Origin of the sequence: Roseobacter sp. HKCCA0434 (genome assembly GCF_032464675.1) — a bacterium.
Lineage (GTDB): Bacteria > Pseudomonadota > Alphaproteobacteria > Rhodobacterales > Rhodobacteraceae > Pontivivens.
Genome location: NZ_JAWDKL010000022.1, coordinates 19,041 through 41,805 on the forward strand (window position 1 = coordinate 19,041; position 22,765 = coordinate 41,805).

A 22,765-nucleotide genomic window follows, 5' to 3' on the forward strand; every position below is an offset into this window, starting at 1 on the left:
TCACACGCAAAAATCTTGTGATCACATGTTTACGATGGTGTACCGAATCGCGCCGACCTCAGGGTCAGGGAAAGTCCGGCGAGCCCGGCCAGCAGCAGGACGAGACCGGGCAGGTCGCCGCTGCGCGAATAGGGAGGGCGCGAGATGGGGGCGGGCAGCACCTGCTCTAGCCAGCCCTGCTCGCCGATGCCGAGGGTCTGGGTCATCCGGCCATAGGGGTCGATGAAGCCCGAAATCCCGGTATTGGCCGAGCGGGCGACCGGCAGGCCCTGCTCGATCGCGCGGTAGCGGACCTGGGCGAGATGCTGCCACGGGCCGGAGCTGCGCCCGAACCAGGCATCGTTGGTGATCTGGCCGATCCATTCGGCGCGCGGGCCGTCGGGGTTCGCCTCGTGCGGGAAGATCGCCTCGTAGCAGATCAGCGGCAGCACGCGCGGCATGTCGGCGACGTCGAGCGTCGCGGGGCCGGAGCCGGGAACGTAGCCGCCCCGGCTCTCAGTCGCGATGGTGCGGATGCCGAGTCGCGCGAACTGGCGGTCGAAGGGCATGAACTCCCCCCCCGGCACCAGCGAGTGCTTGTCGTATTGCGCGAGGATCTCTCCGTTGCGGCCGACCACGGCGAGCGAGTTGAACCAGTTGAGCCAGTCGGGCTCCTCCTCCAGCCGCCGGGTGCCGATGATGGCGGGGCGGCCGCCGGTCGCGTCGGAGATGTCCTGCCAGCCGTAGAGATAGGGGCCGAACTGCACGACGGGCGTCTCGATGCGCTGGGGGACCGAGGTTTCGGGCCAGAGGATGACGTCGTAATCGCCGCCCCGGCTGGCATCGAGCGCGTTGTTGTAGAAGACGGGTGCGCGCTCCGGCAGCCATTTCTCCCGCTGGGGGGCGTTCGGTTGCACGACGCGGGCGGTGAAGCCGTCTTCGCGCAGCGGGGCCGGGCCGTCGGGCAGGCGGGCGGCGCCGATCTGCCAGCCGCCGAGGAGCAGCGCGGCGGAGACCAGCGTCGGCCAGCTCGCCCGACCCGCGCAGGCCAGAAGCGCGCCCATCAGCACGGTGACGAGGCCCAGCATGTGCGGGCCGATCAGGGCGGAGAGCTGGGCGAGCGGCGTCTCCATCCAGCCATAGGCGAGCAGGCCCCAGGGGAAGCCGGTGAGCACGTAGGTGCGCGCCATTTCCAGCAGGGTGAGCGACAGGGCGAGGGCGATGACGGAGATGACGCCGGGACGCGGGGCGAGGACGCGGGCCAGCGCGAAGGCGGCGGCCCAGAACAACGCCAGCCCCGCCGCCAGCCCGCCCACCGCGATGGGGATCAGCCAGCCGTGGCGGGCGATGTCGACGAGGAACGCCTCGGCGATCCAGTAGAAGGCGACGATCATCATGCCGAACCCGGCGGTCCAGCCGGTCCACGCCGCCTGTTTCCAGCCGAGGCGCGCCCACCACATCCAGACGATGACGGGCATGCCGAGCAGAAGACCGGGCCAGAAGCCCCACGGCTCCTGCGCGAAGGTCAGCAAGCCCCCCGCGATCAGCGTGACGAGGAAGCGCGGCCAGCGGCGCAGCCGGGCGAGCGCCGCGGCGGCGCGGGGAATGCTCGCGATGTCGTGGGTCATTCGGCGGCGGCCTGCTGGTCGCCTTGCGCGATGCGCACGCGCATGCGCTTCACACGGCGGGCATCGGCGTCGACCACCTCGAACTCGTGCCCGTCGGGATGGGCGATGACCTCCGCCCGTTCGGGGATCCGGCCGATCAGCATGAAGACGAGGCCGCCCATCGTGTCGACCTCCTCGTCGAGCTTGTCGGAGAGCAGGTCGACGCCCGCCACCTCCTCGAAATCGGTCAGCTCGGCGCGGGCGTTGACGATGTAGACGCCGGGGGATTCCTCGCGCCACATCTTCGCCTCCTCGGTGTCGTGCTCGTCCTCGATCTCTCCGACGATTTCCTCCAGCAGGTCCTCGATGGTCACGAGTCCGTCGACCCCGCCATATTCGTCGATGACCAGCGCGATGTGGATGCGGGTGTTCTGCATCCGCTGCAACAGCGCGCCGAGCGGCATGGAGGGCGGGACGAAGAGGATGCGGCGCAGGAGCGGTTCGATCTCCACCCCCTCGGAATCGGCGCCGAACCCGTAGCGCAGGGTCAGGTCCTTGAGGTGCAGGAAGCCGCGCGGATCGTCGAGCGTGTCATCATAGACCGGCAGCCGGGTGAAGCCGCTGTCGCGATAGACCTGCATGATCTCGTCAAGTGGGGCGTCCTGGCCGATGGCGACGATGTCGGCGCGCGGGACGGCCACGTCCTCGACCCGCATGTCGCGCATCTTGCCCAGGTTGATGAGCATCTCGCGCGCGCCGGCTTCGGAGACCTTTTCCATCGCGCTTTGCGGGGCGTCGGCCTCGGGCCGGGGGCGGGCCGAGAGGAAGCGGGACACCAGCGCGGACCAGCCGCTTTCGCCGGTCGAGGTGTCCGCCGGGGCGGGAGGGCTTGCCGGATCGGGCTGCGCGCGTTGCGCCGCGCCGGGCGATCCTTCGGAACTGTCGCTCATCGTCTCCGTGCTCGGGTGGGCGGGTCGAGATGCCCGCTGGGGTCAATATGGGTCCGCAACACCGATGCTGGCAAGGGCGCGGGTCTCGATTCCCTCCATCAACGCGGCATCTTCCGGCGTTTCGTGGTCGTAGCCGAGCAGATGAAGGGTGGCGTGCAGGATCAGGTGGGTCAGGTGATCCTCGACGGATTTGCCCTGTTCGCGCGCCTCGCCGATGCAGGTCTCGTAGGCGAGCGCCATGTCGCCGAGCGCGTCGTCGAACCCGTCGGGGGGCGGGGGCAGGGCGGGGGCCTCGCCCGGCGAGAGGGGGGCGAGGTCGTGGGCGGGCCAGCTGAGCACGTTGGTGGGCTTGGCCTTGCCGCGGAACTCGGCATTGAGGGCGGCAATGCGCGCGTCGTCGCAGGCCATCAGCACGATCTCGTAGCCCTCGGGCGCGCGGGCGGCGGTCAGCGCGAGCCGCGTGGCCGCGTCGGCGAGGCGGGCAAGGGGCAGCTTTTCCCAGCGGTCGTCCTCGATGACGATGTCGAGCGTGGTCATCGGTCGGGCGTGCGCACCCGCCGCCAGATCACGGCGGCGATGGCGATCAGGATCGCGCAGCCGATCAGGAGGAAGAAGGCGCGCAGGGCCATGCCGATCGCGAAAAGCAAGAGGGCCAGCGCCAGCAGGGTCCAGACGAGTTTCGATCCCATGTATTCTACCTCGTATAGCGGGGGGAGCGGAGCCGGCGGGCAAGCGCCTCCGCATCCGGTTCGTGCCGACGGCTACTCACCGGTCCGGTCCTCTGGGCGATCGGCCGGTCGCGGCGCATACATCCCTTCGTCATAGGGGGCGTGACGTCGCGCCGTTTCCCGGTTCACCGCGATCCAACCTGCGGTCTCGTCCCCGCGGATATGCCGCCGCCAGAGGATCGTAGCGCTGGCGATGGCGAAGGGGATCCCAGCCACGACGTAGAAGATATCGTGCGCGTCGCCTCCGACCGCCCCCCATAGAAGGAGTACGAACAGCAGACCACCGGCGAAGAGCACCCAGCTCGGGAGGCGGTAGCGGTGGACAATGTCATCAGTTTGATCGCTCACGTCGCCGGGTCCGCGTCGTAGGCCTTGATGATGCGGGCGACGAGCGGGTGGCGCACGACGTCCTCGGCGGAGAAGCGGGTGAAGGCGATGCCCTTGACGTCGCGCAGGACACGCTCGGCCTCCACCAGGCCGCTGGTGACGCCGCGCGGCAGATCGATCTGGCTCATGTCGCCGGTGATGGCCATGCGGGAGTTTTCGCCCAGGCGGGTCAGGAACATCTTCATCTGCATGGTCGTGGCGTTCTGCGCCTCGTCGAGGATGACATAGGCGTTCGAGAGCGTGCGCCCGCGCATGAAGGCGAGCGGCGCGATCTCGATGCGCTTGTCCTCCATCAGCTTCTGCACCTGCTTGCCGGGCAGGAAGTCGTTGAGCGCGTCGTAGAGCGGCTGCATGTAGGGGTCGACCTTCTCCTTCATGTCGCCCGGCAGGAAGCCGAGCCGCTCGCCCGCCTCCACCGCCGGACGGGACAGGATGATCTTGTCCACCGCCCCGTCGAGGAAGAACTGCATGGCGGCGGCGACGGCGAGGTAGGTCTTGCCGGTGCCCGCGGGGCCGAGGCCGAAGACCAGCTCATGCTCGATCAGCTGGGCGACATAGGATTTCTGTGTCGCGGTGCGCGGCTCCACCACCTTCTTGCGGGTGCGCAGCTCGACCTTGTCGGAGGTGCCGGGGAACATCTCGACCTGGTCGCCGGGCTGCGGTTCGGTCCCTTGCGCGGAGCGGCCCATGCGGATGGCGGCGTCGACATCGCCGCTCTCGACGCTCTTGCCCTGTTCGAGCCGGTCGTAGAGGGCGGCGAGCGCCTCGGCCGCGCGCTGGATGTCGGGCTCGTCGCCGGTGATCGCGAACTCGTTGCCGCGATGGTGGATGGCGACGCCGAGCAACTGCTCGATCTTGGCGAGGTTGACGCCATGCGGGCCGATCAGCTCGATCAGCAGCATGTTGTCGGGGAAGTCGAGCACATGCTCGGCCACGCGGGCTTCGGTCGAGGGCGGGGTGGTCACGATCTCGGACGCCAAGGGAATCCTTTCGGGATGAAGGGCCTGAGACGGAAGGTGGCCCGGCACGCGGCCTTCGGCAAGGGGTCAGCCGTCGCGCGCGGCGAAGCGGTCGGGACGGACGACCTCGCAATCGGTCATGGAAACGATGCCGATATGGCGCTCGACCAGCGCGAAGGCCTGTTCCAGCGCGCGTTCGGCCAGTTCGGCCTCGGCGATGATGGTCACGCAGGCCATGCCGCCCGCCGCACTCACCTGCCCCTCGCGCGTCCAGGGGCCGGAGCGGCCAGAGCCGCCCCAGACCGGCAGCACCGTGTAGCCGGGCAGGCCGGTGCTATCGAGGGCCGCGGTCAGGCGGCGCAGCAGCGGGCGTTCGATGACGATCTCGATGCGTTTCGCGGGATGGGTCTGCATCTCAGCCTCCGATCATCTGGGCGAGCGTCAGGTAGAGCGCGAGCCCGACCGTCAGGTTGAACGGGAAGGTAACACCCAGCGAGAGCGTGAGGTAGATGCCCGGATTGGCCTGCGGCAGCGCCACGCGCATCGCGGCGGGCACGGCGATGTAGGAGGCGGAGGCCGAGAGCGTCGTCAGGATGGCGATGCCGCCGGTGCTGAGGCCCAGCAGCCAGCCGGTGACGAGGCCGAACGCCGCGCCGATCAGGGGCATGAGAATGCCGAATGCGATGACGCGGCCGCTGAGCGATTTCGCGGAGCCGCGCAGCCCGCGCGCCGCGATCAGGCCCATGTCGAGCAGGAAGAAGCACAGCACCCCCTGGAAGGGTGCCACGATGAAGGGGGCGATCCGCTCCAGCCCCGCCTCGCCCGTGATCCAGCCGATCGCGAAGGCGCCGGTCAGCAAGACGATGGAGCCGTTGAGCATGACCTCGCGCATCAGCTCGCGGTCCATCGGCTTGTCGGCGCTGCCCGCGCGGGCGGTGATGAAGAGGGCGGAGAGGATGGCGGGTGCCTCCATCGCGGCGGCGACGGCGACCATGTAGCCCTCGTAGGCGATGCCGCGCCCGTCGAGCAGCGAGGTCATGGCGACGAAGGTGACGATGGAGATCGAGCCGTAATGCGCCGCGACCGCCGCCGCGTTCGTGGCGTCGAGCCGGGTCATCGCGCGCAGCAGCGCGTAGGCGACGAAGGGGATCGCGGCGGAGAGGATCACGCCCGCCAGCAGGCTCGCCGCCAGACGTGCGTCGAGCCCGGAGGCGGCGACGCCGGCCCCGCCCTTGAAGCCGATGGCGAGCAGGAGGTAGAGCGAGATCCCCTTGGCCACCGCCTCGGGCACCGACAGGTCGCTGCGCGCCAATGCTGCGGCGAAGCCCAGCACGAAGAAGAGGACGACCGGCGAGGTCAGGTTGGTCGCGGCGAGGGCGAGCATTTCCATCGGCAGATCCCGTCAGGTCACGTCTGCGCGAGATATGCCGTGGCGGCGCGGGTCAGGCAACCGAAACCGGATCAGCCCTTGCGCAGGCGGATGACGACCTCGACCTTCGCGATCTCGGCCCCCTCGGGCGGTTCGGGCAGACGTTCGAACTTCACCGAGTCGGAGGGCGCGTCGGTCAGCGTGCCGTCCTCCTCCCAGTAATAGTGGGGATGGTCGTCGATGCGGGTGTCGAAATAGGAGCGGGTGCCGTCCACCGTGATCTCGGCCATCAGGCCCGCATCGCAGAAGGCGCGCAGCGTGTTGTAGACGGTCGCGAGCGAGACCGACACGTCGGCGCGCGAGGCGGCGTGGTGCAGGCTTTCGGCCGTGACGTGCCGGTTCTGCCCGTCGCCGATCAGCAGCTCCGCCAGGCTCAGCCGCTGGCGCGTCGGCCGCAGGTCGGCCTGCGCCAGCCAGTCGCGGGCGCGGCGGGAGGTCAGGTCGGTTGTGGCAGTCTGCGTCATGAGTGCTTAGCTTTCCGTTTCCGCTCTCTACTATATGGGGAATGCGGTGAAATACCAGTGTAACGCCGCTTCACGACAGGGGAATGACCACAGAATGGCCGAGAATCGACCGATCGAAACCTATGTCGAAGCGGGCGCGCGCGCGGGCTTGAGCCATGCCCAGATGCGGGCCGATCTGGCCCGCGCGGGCTGGCCGGAGCGGGAGATCGCGGGCGCGCTGGCCGGATGGGCGGAACGGGAGGGCGGGGCACAGGGCCTGCCGCCGATCCCGCGGCCCCGCGCGCGGTTCTCGTTCCTCGACCTGCTGGCCTATCTGCTGCTGCTGGGCGCGATGGCGGTGACGGCGTTCTACCTCGTGTCGCTGACGCACGGGCTTCTGGAGGTCATGTTCCGCGACCCGTTCGAGACGGTGCAGGGCTGGCGGGCGGACAGCGCGCGCTGGGGGCTCGCCACGCTGATCGTGGCCGCGCTGCTCTACGGCGTGCTGACCCGGTGGCTCGACCGGCGGATGCGGGCGGCGCCCTATAAATGGGATTCGCCGGTCCGGGTCGGCGCGCTGGGCCTGACGATCCTGATCGCGGCGATCGTGCTGGCGGGCGACGCGGTCGTGACGATCTATGCGCTGCTGAGCGGGGATGCGACGGTGGAATTCCTGCTGAAGGCGCTGACCGTCGCCGTGGTGGCCGGTGGCATCGTCATGGTGGCGCGCGACGACCTGACGGCAGGCCATGCCGCGCGTGTGAAGCCCGTGCTGCACTGGATCGGGGCGCTCGCGACGATCGGACTGGTCGCCTGGACGGTGATGGCGCTCGGCTCTCCGCCGCAGGTCCGTGCGGGGGCGCAGGACGAGGAGCGGCTGCGCGACATCGGACGCATCGCCGAGCAGCTGCGCTGCCGCGCGACCGACGAGGTCCTGCCCGAGACCTTGTCGCTGTCGAGCGCCTCCGCCTATTGCCGGGGCAGCCTGGTGATCGATCCCGACTGGCGCGATCCGGTGACGGGGGAGCCCTATCGCTACGAGCGGGTGGACGACACGCGCTTTCGCATCTGCGCCGATTTCGCCGACCGGCAGGTGGACGGGCGGTTGAGCGGGGCCAACTGGGTCTATGACGCGGGATCGGGCTGCGTCGCGGGCAACAGCCGCTGAGCGGCCCATTGCAGCCACCTTGCCGTGGATGATAGGACGGCCGTGATATATATGTCAGATCTGACTTATTCGGAGAGCAGCCAATGACCGATCGCCCCACCAGCATCGACTATGACGGCCTGATGCAATGCGCGCGCGGCGAGATGTTCGGCCCCGGCAACCCGCAGCTGCCCGCGCCGCCCATGCTGATGATGGACCGCATCCTCGAGATCAGCGCCGACGGGGGCGAGCACGGCAAGGGCCACGTCGTGGCCGAGTTCGACATCAAGCCGGACCTGTGGTTCTTCGAGTGCCACTTCATCGGCGACCCGGTGATGCCGGGTTGCCTCGGGCTCGACGCCATGTGGCAGCTGACGGGCTTCAACCTCGGCTGGCGCGGCATGGAAGGTCGCGGCCGCGCGCTGGGCGTGGGGGAGGTCAAGTTCACCGGCATGGTGACGCCCAAGACCGAGCTGGTCACCTACCACATCGATTTCACCCGCGTCATCGACCGCAAGCTGAAGCTCGGCATGGCCAACGGGGTGATGAAGGCGGATGGCGAGACCATATACACCGCATCCGACATGAAGGTCGGCCTGTTCAGCGACGACTGATCGCGGGCAGAACGCAACCAACAAGGGGGGAAGCGCCATGCGTCGCGTCGTCGTAACCGGGCTGGGCATCGTCTCGTCCATCGGAAATTCGGCCGAGGAGGTCGCGGCCAGCCTGAAGGCCGGCAAGTCGGGCATCGCCGCCGATGCGGAAATGGCCGAACGCGGCTTTCGCAGCCAGGTCTCGGGCGCGCCGAAGATCGACGTGGCCGAGCATATCGACAAGCGGGCGCTGCGCTTCATGGGGCCGGGGGCGGCCTATGCGCATATCTCCATGCAGCAGGCTATCGCCGATGCGGGGCTGGAGGAGAGCGACGTCGTCAATCCGCGCACGGGCGTGATCGCCGGTTCGGGCGGGCCGTCGACGCAGAACCTGTTCGCGGCGCACCAGATCGTGCTGGAAAAGGGCAGCCCCAAGCGGATCGGGCCGTTGATGGTGCCGCGGGGCATGTCCTCGACCGTCAGCGCGAACCTGTCCACGGCCTTCAAGATCAAGGGGATCAACTACTCGATCACCTCCGCCTGCTCGACCTCGCTGCATTGCATCGGGGCCGCGGCGGAGCAGATCCAGTGGGGCAAGCAGGACGTGATGTTCGCCGGCGGCGGGGAGGAGCTGGACTGGACGCTGTCCTGCCTGTTCGACGCGATGGGGGCGATGTCCTCCAAGTACAACGACACGCCCGAGAAGGCCTCGCGCGCCTTCGACGCCGATCGCGACGGCTTCGTCATCGCGGGGGGCGGCGGCATGGTCGTGCTGGAGGAGCTGGAGCACGCCAAGGCGCGGGGTGCCAAGATCTATGCCGAGGTCACGGGGTTCGGCGCGACGTCGGACGGCGCGGACATGGTGGCCCCCTCGGGGGAGGGTGGCGAGCGGGCGATGCGCATCGCGCTGGAGACGCTGGGCGAGCGCAAGGTCGGCTATATCAACGCGCACGGCACCTCGACCCCCGTGGGCGACGTCGGCGAGATCGAGGCGGTGCGCCGCGTCTTCGGCCAGGGTTCGACGCCGCCCGTGTCCTCGACCAAGTCGATGACGGGTCACAGCCAGGGCGCGACCGGCGTGCAGGAGGCGATCTACTGCCTGCTGATGCTGCGAGACGACTTCATCGCGCCCTCGATCAATGTCGAGACGCTGGACCCGGCACTGGAGCCGCGCGAGATCGCGACCGAACTGGTCGAGGATGCGGGGCTGGAGACGGTGATGACCAATTCCTTCGGCTTCGGCGGCACGAACGGGTCGATGCTGCTGAGCCGCTACGAGGACTAGGGGCGGGGCCTGAGGAGGCTGAGGCAGGCGGCCAGCAGGGCTGCCGCCAGAACCCATTTCGTCCAGACCGCCATCGTGCCGGTGATCAGCAGCGCGTGCACCGCCGTTCCGGTGACGGCGGTCAGGGCCAGAGGGACGTGCAGCGCGCGCCAGCGGCGCCAGCGCAAGTGTCCGCGCAGACGCAGCACGGCCAGCAGGGCGGAGATCAGGATCGCCCACATGGCCACGACGCCCCACGGGGCGAAGGGCGTGGGCGAGGTGAAGGTCAGCGCGTCGATCACGTCGGGCGGGCTGGTGATCCAGAGGCCCGCGACATGGATCAGGACGCCGAGGGTGATGGCCGCGCCGGTCCAGCGGTGCAGGCGGCGGGACGTGAGCGGGCGCAGTCCCGGCAGTCGATCCCGGATCGCGAGCGGTTGTAGCACCATCAGCGCCATTGCTGCGATCCCGGCGAAGCCCGCGACGACATAGGCGGGGCCGCGCCATTGCAGCAGCGGGCTGGTCGCCGCGACGACGAGCGGACCGAGCAGCACCGCCGCGAGGCCGATCCAGACGGCGGCCGTCTTCATCTCAGACCGGGACGAGCACGAACTCGACGTCGAGCGTGGACTGGGAGGCGCTCGCCATGACGGGACGCAGGAACACGGTCTCGAACTCGCCACCGCCGAAGGCCGCGTCCTCGCCTGCATCATAGGCGAGATGCCCGTGCGGCTGGCCGAAGGCTGGCACGATCTGCGGCATGTCCATGACGAAGCGCCCGTCCGCATCGGTCAGCGTCGCGCCGTGGGAACGCTGGTCGCGCTCGTGCCCCTCGGTCGTGTGGGCCCAGATCTGGATGCGGCGACCGGCCAGCGGCGCGCCGTCGCCCGCGCGCCGGACGCTGCCGGTCATGCGAAACCCGCCGCCGCCGATCCGCTCGACGATCGGAGCGCCGGGACGGTAGTTGTTCGCCCCGCCGCGCATGGTCGGCGTGGGGGCGAGACCCTGGGCCTGCGCGGGAATGCCGAGCAGCGCGCCCGTGGCCAGCGAGCCTGCAAGAAAACCGCGGCGGGTCGGACGGATCAGGGGCATGGGGATACTCCAACAGTTCACGCTATGAGCCGATCGAACGGCGACAGTCGCAATATAGCCGCGATCGGTTTCGAAAGAACCGTGGCAGATTGATCCGCTCGCGTTAACGTGTTCAAAAGCGGAAATGACCGAGACGGACGAGAGGCCCCCGATGACCCAGTTGATGCAAGGAAAGCGGGGCCTCGTCATGGGTGTCGCGAACGACAAGTCCATCGCCTGGGGTATCGCCAGGACCTTGGCCGAGCATGGGGCCGAGATGGCCTTTACCTATCAGGGCGAGGCGTTCGGCAAGCGGGTGCTGCCGCTGGCGCAGAGCCTCGGGTCGGACATGATCGTCGATTGCGACGTGACGGACGAGGCGTCGATGGACGCGGCCTTCGCGCAGATCAAGGAGGAGTGGGGCACGCTCGATTTCGTCGTGCACGCCATCGCCTATTCCAACAAGGACGAGCTGACGGGGCGGTTCATCAACACCAGCCGTGCGAACTTCCTCAACTCGCTCGACATCTCCTGCTATTCGCTGATCGACGTCAGCCGCCGGGCGGCGCCGCTGATGAAGCAGGGCGGCTCGATCATCACGCTCAGCTATCTCGGCGCGCAGCGGGTCACGCCGAACTACAACGTTATGGGCGTGGCGAAGGCGGCGCTGGAATCGACGGTGCGCTACCTCGCCAACGACCTCGGCCCCGACGGGATCCGGGTCAACGCGGTGTCGCCCGGTCCGATGCGGACGCTGGCGGGCGCGGCCATCGGCGGGGCGCGCAAGGTCTATCGCAACACGGAGGCCAACAGCCCGCTGCGCGCGAACGCGACGCTGGATCATGTCGGTGGGGCCGCGCTCTACATGCTCAGCGACATGGGCGGTTCGACCACGGGCGAGTGCCTGTTCGTCGATGGCGGCTTCCATGTCACGGCGATGGCGCAGCCGGAGAACCTGTAAGCCCGCCATATCGTATCGGTGACGATCCGGGCGTTGCCCCTCCGCCGCGCAGCGCGCAAGCTCACGCGCGAAAGGGAGGGGACATGACGATCACGACCTATGTGTTCGATGCCTATGGCACGCTGTTCGACGTGGCCGCGGCGGCGCGCGTCGCGGCGGGCGAGCCGGGGCAGGAGCAGCTGGCGGAGAGCTGGCCGAAGCTGGCCGCCGACTGGCGCGCGAAGCAGCTGGAATATTCCTGGCTGCGCGCGGTGGCGGGGCGGCATGTCGATTTCTGGCAGGTGACGCAGGACGGGCTCGACTGGGCGCTGGAGGCGGCGGGGCTGGCCGAGCCCGCGCTGCGCGAAAGGCTGCTGGCGCTCTACTGGGAACTGGCCGCCTATCCGGAGGTGCCCGCGATGCTGGAGCAGCTGAAGCAAGCAGGCCACGCGACGGCGATCCTGTCCAATGGCTCGCCCGATATGCTGGAGGGGGCCGTGTGCTCTGCCGGGATCGGAGGGCTGCTCGACGCGCTGCTGAGCGTGGAGGAGGTCGGCGTCTTCAAGCCGCATGACCGGGTCTACGACCTGATCGGCGCGCGGTTCGGCTGCGCGCGCGAGGAGGTGCTGTTCGTGTCCTCGAACGGATGGGACGTGTGCGGGGCCGCGGGCTACGGATTCCGCACGGCTTGGGTCAACCGCGCGGGCGCGCCGCTCGACCGGCTCTGGGCCGCGCCGGAGCGGGTACTGGACGACCTCACGACGATACCGGAGATCACGACATGAAACGGTTTACCACCTCGGACGGGCTGAGCCTCGCCTATGACGATCAGGGCGAGGGGGTGCCGGTGCTGTGCCTTCCGGGCCTGACGCGCAACATGGAGGATTTCACGCCGCTCGCAGGCAACCTGCCGCGCCCCTGCCGATTGATCCGGCTGGACCTGCGCGGGCGCGGGGCGTCGGACCACGATCCCGATCCGGTCGCGAACTATACGGTGCCCGTGGAATCACGGGACGTGATCGAATTGCTCGACCATCTAGGGCTCGATGAGGTTGTGATCGTCGGCACCTCGCGCGGGGGGATCATCGCGATGGTGCTGGCCGCGATGGCGAAGGAGCGGCTGGCGGGCGTGCTGCTCAACGATATCGGGCCGGAGATCGACGCGAAGGGGCTCGGCAACATCATGACCTATCTGGGCCGGACGCCAGCGGCCAAGACGCTCGACCAGGCGGCGCGGGGGCTGGCGCGGTTCTACGGGCCGAGCTTCGCGGGCGTGGACGAGGCTGCGTGGCGCGTCTGGGCGGCGCGCTGGTACGAGGAGCGGCCCGACGGGCTGCACCTGCGCTATGACCCGGCCTTGCGCGACGCGGTCGAGGCCGGCGGTGCCGCCCCCGACCTGTGGCCGTTCTTCGAGGCGCTGGACGGCGTGCCGCTGGCGGCGCTGCGCGGGGCGAACTCCGATCTGCTGAGTGCGGAGACCTTCGAGAAGATGAAGGGGGCCCGGCCCGACATGATCGCGGCCACGGTGCCGGGGCGGGGGCATGTTCCGTTCCTGGACGAGGAGGAGAGCCTCGACGTCTTCGCCAGGCTGCTCGACGCGGTGACGGCATGAGCACAATCGAACGGATCCACGCGGCGGCGACGGTGCTCGACGGCGTGGCGCGACGCACACCGATGCTGACTTCCCCCTTCCTCGACGAGATCGCCGGGCGGCGCGTGCTGGTGAAGGCGGAATGCCTGCAGCATACCGGCTCGTTCAAGCTGCGCGGGGCGTGGTTCGCCCTGTCGCAACTGCCGGAGGCGGATCGGGCGCGCGGAGTCATCGCCTTCAGCTCGGGCAACCACGCGCAGGGCGTCGCCTTCGCCGCGCGGGAGGCGGGGGTGCCCGCGGTGATCGTGATGCCCGAGGATGCGCCGCGACTGAAGATCGCCAATACGCGGGCGCTGGGGGCGGAGGTCGTGCTCTACGATCGGGAGACGGAGGACCGTGACGAGATCGGTGCGCGGCTGGCCGAGGAGCGGGGGCTGAGCCTCATCAAGCCGTTCGACAACAGGGACGTGATCGCCGGGCAGGGGACCACGGGGCTGGAGATCGCGGCGCAGGCCACGGACCTGGGCGTGAGCCGCGCGGATGTGCTGGTCTGCTGCGGCGGTGGCGGGCTGACGGGCGGCATCGCGGTCGCGCTGGCGGAGACGGATCTGACCGCGCGCCCGGTGGAGCCCGAGGGCTTCGACGACGTGGCCCGCTCGCTGGCCGCCGGGCGGATCGAGCGCAACGACCGACTGACCGGCTCGATCTGCGACGCGATCATCACGCCCGCGCCGGGCGAGCTGACCTTCCCGCTGATGGCGCGCCATTGCGGCGCACCGTTGCAGGTCAGCGATGCGGAGTGCCTGTCGGCGATCGGTCACGCCTTCCAGCGGCTGAAGATCGTCGCGGAACCGGGCGGTGCCGCGGCGCTGGCGGCGGCGCTGCACCGGGGCGATCAGATCACCGGCGATGCGGTGATCTGCGTGGTCACGGGCGGCAATGTCGACAAAGAGATTTTTCTGAAAAGTTTAGCTTGATGTAAACCAAATTGGGAGCGCCGTTATCTGGCACTCCCAATATACTGTAAGTTAACAGCACGCAATCTTCTCAACCGAATGAGTGTACTGCTCATCGTCTGATTCCAGATGTTTGATGCGTTCCCTCAACATCTGATTTGCACGAGTGTTTTGATTCCACACTGAGATCCGTTCATTCAAGCGGCTCTGAGCATTTTCCATAAGCTCAATTTGTTCGTCACGATTGAAGACTTTCATGTCGCCTCCTCAAGTTCATTGCGACGCACCATGATCCACATAGCCTGCTTGCGGTACGAATCAGCAGCACCAGCTTCATAGCCTGCTCTGCGAGCAGCGTCACATACAATATGGTATTTCTCTAACGCTTTATCAGGCAGATTCGTCTCATAAGCGCACATCTCTACCCGCCTAGGGCGGTGAGAGTCTAACAAGTTATTTGTTAACATACCAAAAATGGCGATCGCCTTTTCGCGCTCGCCCGGCGGGATGAGTTTTCTCCCTCTATAGCTATCGAGAATGCGCTCCGCATCCGCATCCGCCCGTTCCTCGTCGAGACATGTGATGACAAAAGTCAGCGTGTATGTATCCGGGTCAAATCCTGGCGTGGGAGAAATACTAACCTCACAAAAATAAAATTCAGATCCCCGGCATCCCAACAAAACACTGGCGGAGTGGGTTGATTCTTCAGATAGAAAGTCAACTCGGACCGGTGATCCCTCATTCACGAACGAGCGATAAGTCAATTTCATACTCCTTTTTTTCGCACCATAACTACAGCATCGACGGCACCACCAGATCGGGTGGGCGGTGGCCGTCGGCGAAGGTCTTGATGTTGAGGATCACCTTCTCGCCCATCTCGGTGCGCCCCTCCACGGTGGCGGAACCCATATGCGGCAGCAGCAGGACGTTCGGCAGGTCGCGCAGGCGGGGGTTCACGCTGGCCCCGTGCTCGAACACGTCGAGTGCTGCGCCGGCCAGTTCACCGCCGCGCAGGGCGCGGGTCAGGGCGTTCTCGTCGATCACTTCGCCGCGCGAGGTGTTCACGATGAAGGCGCTGGGCTTCATCAGCTTCAGCCGCCGCGAGTTGATCAGGTGGAAGGTGGCGGGCGTGTGCGGCGCGTTAATCGAGAGGACGTCGACGCGGGCGAGCATCTGGTCGAGGCTTTCCCACCAGCGGACGCCCAGCTCCTCCTCGGTCTCGGGGCGCAGGCGGCGGCGGTTGTGGTAGTGGACGGACATGCCGAAGGCCGTGGCGCGGCGGGCGAGCGCCTGACCGATCCGGCCCATGCCGAGGATGCCGAGCCGCTTGCCGCCGATGCGGTGACCCATCAGGGCCATCGGGCTCCACCCCTGCCAATCGCCCGACTGCATCAGGGTGACGCCCTCCTTGAGCCTGCGCGACACGCCGAGGATCAGGGCCATCGTCATGTCGGCGGTGTCGTCGGTCAGCACGCCGGGCGTGTTGGACACGGTGATCCCGCGCCTGCGGGCGGTCTCGACATCGATATGGTCGACGCCCGCGCCGTAATTGGCGATCAGTTTCAACCGATCGCCCGACCCGGCCAGAAGGCTCGCATCGACCTTGTCGCCGAGGGTCGGGACCAGCACGTCGGCCTCCGACATCATCCGCGCCAGCGCCTCGCGGTCCAGCGGCAGGTCGCTGTCGCTGAGCTCGACGTCGAAAAGTTCGGCCAGTCGCGTCTCCACCGGTTCGGGCAGGCGGCGCGTGACGGCGACCTTCAGTCTCGATCCGGGCATGGCGATGGTCCTTTCGACGTGATTTCCCTGCCGGTCGACCTTATGGTCCGGGGCAGACGAACTGAACCCGGAAATGCCGCCCGATGCCTGTGACCCGACGTGTTGTCTGCCTTGGACTGGGGGCCATGTTCGCGCGTCCCGCGATGGGGCAGGAGGTGGGGCAGGTCACGGGGCTGCCGCTGCCGCGCTTCGTCAGCCTGAAGGCGGGGCAGGCGAACATCCGGCGCGGGCCGGGGACGAGCTATCGCATCGACTGGCGGTTCGTCCGGCGCTCGATGCCGCTGCGGGTGGTGGCGGAATACGAGAACTGGCGCAATGTGCGCGACCGCGACGGCATGGGCGGCTGGGTGCATTTCGCGCTGTTGTCCGGCGTGCGCACGGTGATCGTCGAGGGCGCTACGGCGGAGATGCTGAGCGAGCCTGTCGAGGGCGCGCCCATCGCCGCGATGGCCGAGGCGGGTGTCGTCGCGCGGCTGGGCGAATGCACGGGCGGCTGGTGCCGGATCGAGGCGTCCGGGCACGAAGGCTGGGTGCGCGAGGACGCGATCTGGGGGACCGATCGCGACCTGTGAGGCTCAGGCGCCGATGCGCCGCGCGGCCAGCGAGTTGGGGTTGGAGGCGACGATCTCCACATCGACGACCTGCCCGATGCTGTCCGCGGGCGCGTCGAGATGCACGGCGTGCAGCCAGGGCGACTTGCCCACGAGCTGACCGGCCTCGCGCCCCGGTTTTTCGACCAGCACGGACATGCGGCGGCCGACCTGCGCTTCCTGGAATTCGCGCTGATGACGGGTCAGCAGGGATTGCAGCCGCGCCAACCGGTCGGAGGCGGTGGCGTCGTCCACGAAGTCGCGCCCGGCCGCCGGGGTGCCGGGGCGGGGGGAATACTTGAACGAGAAGGCGGAGGCGTAGCGAACCTCCTCGCAGAGCGCGAGCGTGTCGGCGAAATTCGCCTCGCTCTCGCCCGGAAAGCCGACGATGAAGTCGCCGGACATGGCGATGTCGGGGCGGGCGGCGCGGATGCGCTCGATCAGGCGCAGGTATTGCTCCGCCGTGTGGCGACGGTTCATGCCCTTGAGCACCGCGTCCGAGCCGGATTGGACGGGCAGGTGCAGGTAGGGCATCAGCTTGTCGATCTCGCCATGCGCGGCGATCAGGTCGTCACTCATGTCGTTGGGGTGCGAGGTGGTGTAGCGGATCCGCTCCAGCCCATCGACCTTGGCAAGCTCGCGGACCAGCCGGGCGAGCGTCCAGTCGCCGCCGTCCCCGGCGCCGTGATAGGCGTTGACGTTCTGGCCCAGGAGCGTGATTTCGCGCACGCCGCGTTCGACCAGGTCGCGCGCCTCGGCCATCAGGCGGGCGGCGGGGCGGGACACCTCGGCCCCGCGCGTATAGGGCACGACGCAGAAGGCGCAGAACTTGTCGCAGCCTTCCTGCACGGTGAGGAAGGCGGCCGGCGCGCGGCGCGCCTTCGGCCCGCGCGGGGCGGGCAGGTGGTCGAACTTGTCTTCCTCGGGAAAATCGGTGTCGAGCGCCTTTTCCCCCTGCCGCGCCCGTGCCTCCATGTCCGGAAGGCGGTGATAGGCCTGCGGGCCGACGACGAGGTCGACCAGCGGCTGGCGGCGCATGATCTCCTCCCCCTCGGCCTGCGCGACGCAGCCTGCGACGCCGATCTTGAGGTCGGGATTGGCCTCCTTGAGCGGGCGCAGGCGGCCCAGCTCGGAATAGACCTTCTCCGCCGCCTTCTCGCGGATGTGGCAGGTGTTGAGGAGGATCATGTCCGCCTCGCCCATGTCGTCGGTCTGCTCATAGCCCGACTGGCCGAGCGCACCGGCCATCCGTTCGCTGTCATAGACGTTCATCTGACAGCCATAGGTCTTGACGAAGAGCTTTCTGGGCGCGGACATCGGACATACCTCGAAACGAAAACGGCGCGACCTTCGTCCCCGGAAGGTCACGCCGTCATCTAACGGGCGGCGCGGATCGCCGCAACACCGCTTACTTCTTGGGCTTGCGGCCCAGGCCGATCTTCTTGGCCAGTTCCTGACGCTTCTGCGCATAGGCCGGGGCGACCATCGGGTAGTCGGACGGCAGGCCCCATTTCGCGCGATACTCGTCCGGCGTCATGTCATAGGCAGTGGCGAGATGCCGCTTGAGCATCTTCAGCTTCCGCCCGTCCTCCAGGCAAATGATGTAGTCATTGGTGACCGATTTCTTGATCGGCACGGCCGGCACGAGCTCGACTTCCTGCTCGGCCTCGCCCGACGACAGCTCGTTGAGCTTGGTATAGACGCTCTCGATCAAACCGGGCAGTTCGCTCATCGCGACCGGATTGTTCGAAACATGCGACGATACGATATCCGATACGAAGCCCAGCAGCTCCGACTTGTCCACGATAGGTGTCTCGGTCATCTTGTTTTGCCCCTTTCCCAAAAACCCTGCTTAATGGCGTCCCTTCCATTGCCGCAGGCTTAATAAACGATGGACTGCAAATTGCAGTCATTCAAGGGAAAGACAAGTACGGTTTCGTAGTTCACACGCTTTTTTGCAGTTGATGGATCAAGAATACCGAGATCACGGGATGCTTCCCGCCGGGGCGGTGATCGGCTAGACGAAGGCGATGACCTATCCGACGCTCGATGCCTATCTTGGAAGTCCGGACCCGTCCAGCGGTCCGGTCGCGATCATCCTCGCCGAGGATCGCACCGCCATCGCGCGCACGTTGGAGCATCATGCGCGGTTGGGGTTCGGCCTCATCCTCGTGATCGGTCCCGGCGGGGTGCTGGAAGGCGATGCCGAGGGGGTCGTCCATATCGAGGAGCAGATCGGCGACCGGGACTTTGCAGTCGGCCTGCTCAACAGGCTGATCGACCGCTTCGCCGGGCGCTGGGTCTATTGGTGCTTCAACGCGGAGTTCCTCTATTTTCCCTTCATGGAAACGCGCGGTATCCGCGATTTCACGGGCTTTCTGGAAGAAGAGCGGCGCGATGCCGTCTTCAGCTACGTCGTCGATCTCTATGCGGGTGATCTCGACCGGTATCCCGACGGCGTGTCGCTGGACGCGGCGTATTTCGACGGATCGGGATATTACGCCTTCGACCGCTACCGCGATGGAGAGGCGCTCGACCGTCAGTTCGATGTCTTCGGCGGGCTGGCATGGCGGTTCGAGCAGTTCGTCCCGTGGGAGCGGCGGCGCATCGACCGGATCGCGTTGTTTCGTGCGACCGAAGGTCTGCGGATCGCGCCCGATCTGACGCTGAACGAGCCGGAGATGAACACGGTTTCCTGCCCGTGGCACCACAATGCGACCATCGCCGTCGCGTCCTTCCGCGTGGCCAAGAGCCTCAAGCGCAATCCCGGCTCCATGTTCGAGATCGACAGCTTCCTGTGGCGCCGGTCGCTGCCGTTCCGCTGGCATTCGGAACAGTTGCTGGAGGAGGGGATCATCGAGCCGGGGCAGTGGTTCTGATCAGCCTTTCAGGATGCAGGTCTGGCGCGCCTTTCGCACCGCGATGAAGGTGGCGAAGGCCGCGCCCGTCGCCGCACCGGCCGCCAGCGCGAACCAGATGCCGTTGACCCCGAGATCCAGCACCTCGACGAAGAGCAGGCAGAACAGGAACAGGCCCAGACCCAGCCGCCACAGGCCGATCGCGAGCGGCCATTCCGGCTTCTCCATCCCCTGAAGCAGGTTCTGAGCGATGAAGATCAACGCGAAGAAGGGCAGGGCGACGGACAGGATGCGCAGGTAGTCGACGGCGTAGTCGATCACCGCCTCGTCCGAGTTGAACAGGGAGACCAGCGGCTCACCCGCCGTCCAGATCACGATCGCGCCGACCACCATGACGCCGAGGGCGACGATGCCAGTCAGGCGCAAGGCCTTGTGGATACGGTCGGGCTCGTCCGCACCGAGGTTCTGCGCGGTCATCGGCAGCAGCGCGGTGGTCAGCCCGATCACCGGTAGCAGCAAAAGCTGTTGCAGGCGGAAGCCGACTCCGTAGGCCGCGACCGCGTCTTCGCCGAACTCGCGCAGGAAGTACTGGCAGATGACCCCGCCCAGCACGGTCACGTAGATCGTGGCGCAGGCGGGTACGATCTGGCGGAACAGGCGGATCTGCATGTCGAGGCGTGGGCGCAGGTTCGACCAGCTCAGCCCGTCGAGCGCGTCGGAGCGGGCGGTCTTGATGCCGATATAGACCATCACCCCGGTCTGCGCGAGCGCGGTGGCGACCGCGATTCCGTTCAGGCCGAACCCGTCCCAGAGGCCGGGGATGCCCCAGATCAGCAGCGGGTTCAGGCCGACATTCACCACCGTGGCGGCGAGTTGTCCGCGTTCCTGCGTGACGGTATCGCCCTGGGCGCTCAGCAATCCCGTCATCGCGTTGGTGATGATGAAGCCGGGGGCGGCGAGCAGCATGATCCGGCAATAGGTGGCCGCCGCCTCGGCATAGCCGCCATCCGCGGCGACTGCGTTGATCAGGGCGGGCAGGCCCCAGTAGCCCGCGACCATCGCGATCGCCGTCACGCCGATCGCTGCACCGATGCCTTGCGCCGAGGCGCGCGCCGCCCCGTCGCCGTCGCCCGAGCCGAGCGCGTTGCCAACGAAGGCCGACATGGCGATACGAAAGCCGATGCCGGTGGCGATGATCAGGAAATAGAGCTGCGAGCCGATGCCGAGCCCGGCCTGCGCCTCGGTCGAGATGCGGCCCGCGTAGAAGGTGTCGGTGATGTTGTAGAGCGTGACGAACAGCAGTTGCAGCGCCGCGGGAACCGCGACCGCGCGCATGTGCCCGGCGACCGAGCCGGTGGTGAGGTCGCGTTCCTTGCCGCTCATGCCCCGGTGAGGCCCCGGCCGCGCAGCAGCGCCTCCGGTCCCGGCATCCGGCCCCGGAAGGCGGTGTAGAGATCTTCCGGCGGGCGCGTGCCGCCTGCGGAATAGACATGGGTGGCGAGCTTCTCGGCCATCGTGGCGTCGAAGGCGTCGCCGGTTTCCTCGAACGCCTCGTAGGCGTCGGCATCCATGACCTCGGACCACATGTAGCTGTAGTACCCGGCGGAATAGCCGTCGCCCGAGAAGATATGCGCGAAATGCGGCGTCGCGTGGCGCATGGGGATCGCGTCGGGCATCCCGATGCGCGCGAGCGTCGCGGCCTGCGCCTCCATCGGGTCGGCGGGAGGCGTGCCGGTATGGAAATCGAGATCGACGAGGGCGGAGGCCACGTATTCGACGGTCGAGAAGCCCTGACCGAAGGTCTCGGAGGCCAGCAGCTTGTCGAGCATGTCCGCCGGAATCGGCTCTCCCGTCTCGTAGTGCCGGGCATGGCGTCGCAGGATGTCGGGGGTGGACAGCCAGTGTTCGTAGAGCTGGCTGGGCAATTCCACGAAGTCGCGTGCGACGGAGGTGCCCGAGACCATCGGGTAGGTCGCCTCGCTCAGCAGATGGTGCAACGCGTGGCCGAACTCATGGAACAGGGTGCGCGCATCGTCGAAGGTCAGCAGCGCCGGGTCGCCCTTGGCGAAGTTGCAGACATTGGTGACGACGGGGCGGACGTGCCCGGCCTGCGCGCGCAGGCGGGAGCACCATGCGCCGGAGCGCTTGCCCGGACGGGCGAAATAGTCGCCGAGAAACACGCCCATCTGGCGCTCGCCCTTCATCACCTCCCACCAACGGGCATCGGGATGCGGCGCGGGCGCGTCGATCGGGCGGAACGACAGCCCGAACAGCCGATCGGCCACCTCGAAGGCGGCGGCGATCATGCCGTCGAGCGTGAAATAGGGCTTCAGCGCCGCAGCGTCGAAATCATGCTCCCGCGCGCGCTGGCGTTCGGCGTAGAAGCGCCAGTCCCAGCCTTCGAGCGGGTGGTTGTGGCCCGCCTCGGCGATCAGGGCACGCAGATCGTCCGCCTCCGCCTCGGCCTTCGCCTTGGCGGGCTTCCACACCTGCATCAGCAGGTCACGCACGGCGTCCGGCGTCTTGGCCATCTCGGTCGCGAGCTTGAAGGACGCGAAATCGTCGAAGCCCAGAAGCTGCGCGCGCTCGTGGCGCAGCGACAGGATCTCCGCTGCGATGGCGCGGTTGTCGCTGTCGCCGCCATTGGCCCCGCGCGAGGTCCAGGCGCGCCAGGCCATCTCCCGCAGATCGCGGCGGGTGGAGCTTTCCAGGAAGGGCACAACGATGGAGCGGGCGAGCGTCAGCTGCCAGCCGTCCTTGGTCCGCATGGCGCGGCGCAGATCCTCGGGCAGACCGGCGAGGTCGTCCTCGGTCAGGTCTGCGGCCCACTCCCGCTCGTCCGCCAACAGGTTCTGCGTGAAGGCGGTGCCGAGCTCAGCCAGCCGCTGCATGATGGCGGCGAGACGGGTGCGCTCCGCCTCCTCCAGCGCGGCACCCGCGCGGACGAACATGCGGTGGTAGAGCTCCAGCACCCGCGCCTCCTCCGGCGCGAGGTCGAAGCGGTCGCGTTGCTGCCACAGCCGGTCGACCCGTCCGAACAGGGCCTGATCCTGCAAGGTCTCGGACGAGAAGGCCGCGAGGCGCGGCGAGAGGTCGCGCATCAGCGCCTCGATCTGGGGCGTCGCGTCGGTTCCGGCGAAGTGGAAGAAGACCGACGCCACCCGGTCGAGCAGCACGCCCCCGAACTCCATCTGCGCGATGGTGTTGGCGAAGCTCGGCTCCTCGGCATTGGCGGCGATCCTGGCGTTGATCGCCCGCGCCTCGTCCAGCGCGACGTCGAATGCGGGCGCGAAATGGTCGGTCTCGATCCTATCGAAGGGTGGCAGGCCGTGCGGGGACGTCCATTCGGCGAGCAGCGGATTGTCGGACATCTGGCCCCCTGGATGCGGTTCCCACTGCAATCTGGACGCCCTGCCCGATTGGGCAAGGGCTGCGGCGAGATGACAGGTCGGAAACGCCCCATCACCTGTCGCACCATCATGGAGAGCCACGGG

At 67.7% G+C, this 22,765-nt stretch carries 27 protein-coding genes; 9 read left to right on the forward strand and 18 right to left on the reverse strand.

The features are described 5' to 3' along the window. Positions 1-29: 29 nt before the first annotated feature. From lnt to irr, 9 genes are all read right to left on the reverse strand, one after another. The gene (lnt, locus tag RX333_RS13355; protein WP_316015448.1) at positions 30-1,607 is read right to left on the reverse strand and encodes an apolipoprotein N-acyltransferase; all 1,578 of its coding nucleotides are present in this window, start codon (positions 1,605-1,607) and stop codon (positions 30-32) included. Further along, positions 1,604-2,536: a hemolysin family protein gene (locus tag RX333_RS13360; RefSeq protein ID WP_316015449.1), complete on the reverse strand. Its 933-nt coding sequence runs from the start codon at positions 2,534-2,536 to the stop codon at positions 1,604-1,606. Before RX333_RS13360 ends, lnt begins: the two co-directional genes overlap by 4 nt. A gap of 42 nt (positions 2,537-2,578) precedes the next feature. Continuing rightward, the gene (gene ybeY, locus RX333_RS13365; protein WP_316015450.1) at positions 2,579-3,073 is read right to left on the reverse strand and encodes an rRNA maturation RNase YbeY; all 495 of its coding nucleotides are present in this window, start codon (positions 3,071-3,073) and stop codon (positions 2,579-2,581) included. After that, a complete protein-coding gene (locus RX333_RS13370; protein ID WP_316015451.1) occupies positions 3,070-3,225 on the reverse strand; it encodes a hypothetical protein in 156 nt (51 codons plus the stop codon). The genes ybeY and RX333_RS13370 overlap by 4 nt, the downstream gene beginning before the upstream one ends. Positions 3,226-3,297: 72 nt before the next feature. Further along, entirely contained in the window at positions 3,298-3,612 is a 315-nt protein-coding gene (locus RX333_RS13375; RefSeq protein ID WP_316015452.1) for a hypothetical protein, read from the reverse strand. After that, on the reverse strand, positions 3,609-4,553 hold the full coding sequence (locus RX333_RS13380; protein ID WP_316015491.1) for a PhoH family protein: 945 nt from the start codon (positions 4,551-4,553) through the stop codon (positions 3,609-3,611). Before RX333_RS13380 ends, RX333_RS13375 begins: the two co-directional genes overlap by 4 nt. A 144-nt stretch (positions 4,554-4,697) precedes the next feature. After that, positions 4,698-5,024 carry a P-II family nitrogen regulator gene (locus RX333_RS13385; RefSeq protein ID WP_316015453.1) on the reverse strand — a complete coding sequence of 109 codons (327 nt, stop codon included), beginning with the start codon at positions 5,022-5,024 and terminating at the stop codon, positions 4,698-4,700. A 1-nt stretch (position 5,025) separates the two neighbouring features. Beyond that, complete coding sequence (locus RX333_RS13390) at positions 5,026-6,000, reverse strand: sodium-dependent bicarbonate transport family permease (RefSeq protein ID WP_316015454.1); 975 nt, start codon at positions 5,998-6,000, stop codon at positions 5,026-5,028. A 71-nt stretch (positions 6,001-6,071) separates the two neighbouring features. Then, a complete protein-coding gene (gene irr, locus RX333_RS13395) occupies positions 6,072-6,503 on the reverse strand; it encodes a Fur family transcriptional regulator Irr (protein ID WP_316015455.1) in 432 nt (143 codons plus the stop codon). A gap of 94 nt (positions 6,504-6,597) precedes the next feature. Between irr and RX333_RS13400 the strand changes: the two genes are divergently transcribed. From RX333_RS13400 to fabB, 3 genes are all read left to right on the forward strand, one after another. Continuing rightward, complete coding sequence (locus tag RX333_RS13400; protein ID WP_316015456.1) at positions 6,598-7,650, forward strand: DUF5671 domain-containing protein; 1,053 nt, start codon at positions 6,598-6,600, stop codon at positions 7,648-7,650. Positions 7,651-7,733: 83 nt separating this feature from the next. Beyond that, positions 7,734-8,243 (forward strand): 3-hydroxyacyl-[acyl-carrier-protein] dehydratase FabA, encoded by a 510-nt coding sequence (fabA, locus tag RX333_RS13405; RefSeq protein WP_316015457.1) that lies wholly within the window; start codon positions 7,734-7,736, stop codon positions 8,241-8,243. A 37-nt stretch (positions 8,244-8,280) separates the two neighbouring features. Then, entirely contained in the window at positions 8,281-9,507 is a 1,227-nt protein-coding gene (fabB, locus tag RX333_RS13410; protein ID WP_316015458.1) for a beta-ketoacyl-ACP synthase I, read from the forward strand. Here fabB and RX333_RS13415 read toward each other — a convergent pair. Next, positions 9,504-10,076: a ferric reductase-like transmembrane domain-containing protein gene (locus RX333_RS13415; protein WP_316015459.1), complete on the reverse strand. Its 573-nt coding sequence runs from the start codon at positions 10,074-10,076 to the stop codon at positions 9,504-9,506. The genes fabB and RX333_RS13415 overlap by 4 nt on opposite strands. A gap of 1 nt (position 10,077) precedes the next feature. Then, positions 10,078-10,578, reverse strand: coding sequence for a twin-arginine translocation signal domain-containing protein (locus tag RX333_RS13420; RefSeq protein ID WP_316015460.1), 501 nt, complete (start codon positions 10,576-10,578; stop codon positions 10,078-10,080). Between the two features lie 151 nt (positions 10,579-10,729). On the opposite strand from RX333_RS13420, the gene RX333_RS13425 reads away from it, so the two are divergent. The 4 genes from RX333_RS13425 to RX333_RS13440 all read left to right on the forward strand — a co-directional run bounded on the left by RX333_RS13425 (position 10,730) and on the right by RX333_RS13440 (position 14,065). Continuing rightward, the gene (locus RX333_RS13425) at positions 10,730-11,518 is read left to right on the forward strand and encodes an enoyl-ACP reductase (RefSeq protein WP_316015492.1); all 789 of its coding nucleotides are present in this window, start codon (positions 10,730-10,732) and stop codon (positions 11,516-11,518) included. A gap of 83 nt (positions 11,519-11,601) precedes the next feature. Further along, complete coding sequence (locus tag RX333_RS13430; protein ID WP_316015461.1) at positions 11,602-12,282, forward strand: haloacid dehalogenase type II; 681 nt, start codon at positions 11,602-11,604, stop codon at positions 12,280-12,282. Then, a complete protein-coding gene (locus RX333_RS13435) occupies positions 12,279-13,109 on the forward strand; it encodes an alpha/beta hydrolase (protein WP_316015462.1) in 831 nt (276 codons plus the stop codon). Before RX333_RS13430 ends, RX333_RS13435 begins: the two co-directional genes overlap by 4 nt. Then, positions 13,106-14,065 (forward strand): threonine/serine dehydratase, encoded by a 960-nt coding sequence (locus RX333_RS13440; protein WP_316015463.1) that lies wholly within the window; start codon positions 13,106-13,108, stop codon positions 14,063-14,065. Before RX333_RS13435 ends, RX333_RS13440 begins: the two co-directional genes overlap by 4 nt. Positions 14,066-14,116: 51 nt before the next feature. Here RX333_RS13440 and RX333_RS13445 read toward each other — a convergent pair whose 3' ends face one another. From RX333_RS13445 to RX333_RS13455, 3 genes are read right to left on the reverse strand one after another with little or no spacing between them, the layout of a single operon-like run. Then, on the reverse strand, positions 14,117-14,302 hold the full coding sequence (locus tag RX333_RS13445; protein WP_316015464.1) for a hypothetical protein: 186 nt from the start codon (positions 14,300-14,302) through the stop codon (positions 14,117-14,119). After that, positions 14,299-14,814: a hypothetical protein gene (locus RX333_RS13450; protein ID WP_316015465.1), complete on the reverse strand. Its 516-nt coding sequence runs from the start codon at positions 14,812-14,814 to the stop codon at positions 14,299-14,301. The genes RX333_RS13445 and RX333_RS13450 overlap by 4 nt, the downstream gene beginning before the upstream one ends. Positions 14,815-14,836: 22 nt before the next feature. Further along, a complete protein-coding gene (locus RX333_RS13455) occupies positions 14,837-15,823 on the reverse strand; it encodes a D-glycerate dehydrogenase (RefSeq protein ID WP_316015466.1) in 987 nt (328 codons plus the stop codon). A gap of 125 nt (positions 15,824-15,948) precedes the next feature. On the opposite strand from RX333_RS13455, the gene RX333_RS13460 reads away from it, so the two are divergent. Then, entirely contained in the window at positions 15,949-16,395 is a 447-nt protein-coding gene (locus RX333_RS13460) for an SH3 domain-containing protein (protein ID WP_316015467.1), read from the forward strand. A gap of 3 nt (positions 16,396-16,398) precedes the next feature. On the opposite strand, the gene miaB is transcribed toward RX333_RS13460, so the two are convergent. Beyond that, the gene (miaB, locus tag RX333_RS13465; RefSeq protein ID WP_316015468.1) at positions 16,399-17,730 is read right to left on the reverse strand and encodes a tRNA (N6-isopentenyl adenosine(37)-C2)-methylthiotransferase MiaB; all 1,332 of its coding nucleotides are present in this window, start codon (positions 17,728-17,730) and stop codon (positions 16,399-16,401) included. A 91-nt stretch (positions 17,731-17,821) separates the two neighbouring features. After that, positions 17,822-18,235, reverse strand: a complete 414-nt coding sequence (locus RX333_RS13470) for a MucR family transcriptional regulator (protein WP_316015469.1) — start codon at positions 18,233-18,235, stop codon at positions 17,822-17,824. 208 nt (positions 18,236-18,443) lie between these two features. On the opposite strand from RX333_RS13470, the gene RX333_RS13475 reads away from it, so the two are divergent. After that, complete coding sequence (locus tag RX333_RS13475) at positions 18,444-19,292, forward strand: glycosyltransferase family 2 protein (RefSeq protein WP_316015470.1); 849 nt, start codon at positions 18,444-18,446, stop codon at positions 19,290-19,292. Here RX333_RS13475 and RX333_RS13480 read toward each other — a convergent pair whose 3' ends face one another. Then, on the reverse strand, positions 19,293-20,654 hold the full coding sequence (locus RX333_RS13480; RefSeq protein WP_316015471.1) for an MATE family efflux transporter: 1,362 nt from the start codon (positions 20,652-20,654) through the stop codon (positions 19,293-19,295). Continuing rightward, positions 20,651-22,642 (reverse strand): M3 family metallopeptidase, encoded by a 1,992-nt coding sequence (locus RX333_RS13485; RefSeq protein ID WP_316015472.1) that lies wholly within the window; start codon positions 22,640-22,642, stop codon positions 20,651-20,653. The genes RX333_RS13480 and RX333_RS13485 overlap by 4 nt, the downstream gene beginning before the upstream one ends. Positions 22,643-22,765 lie beyond the last annotated feature (123 nt).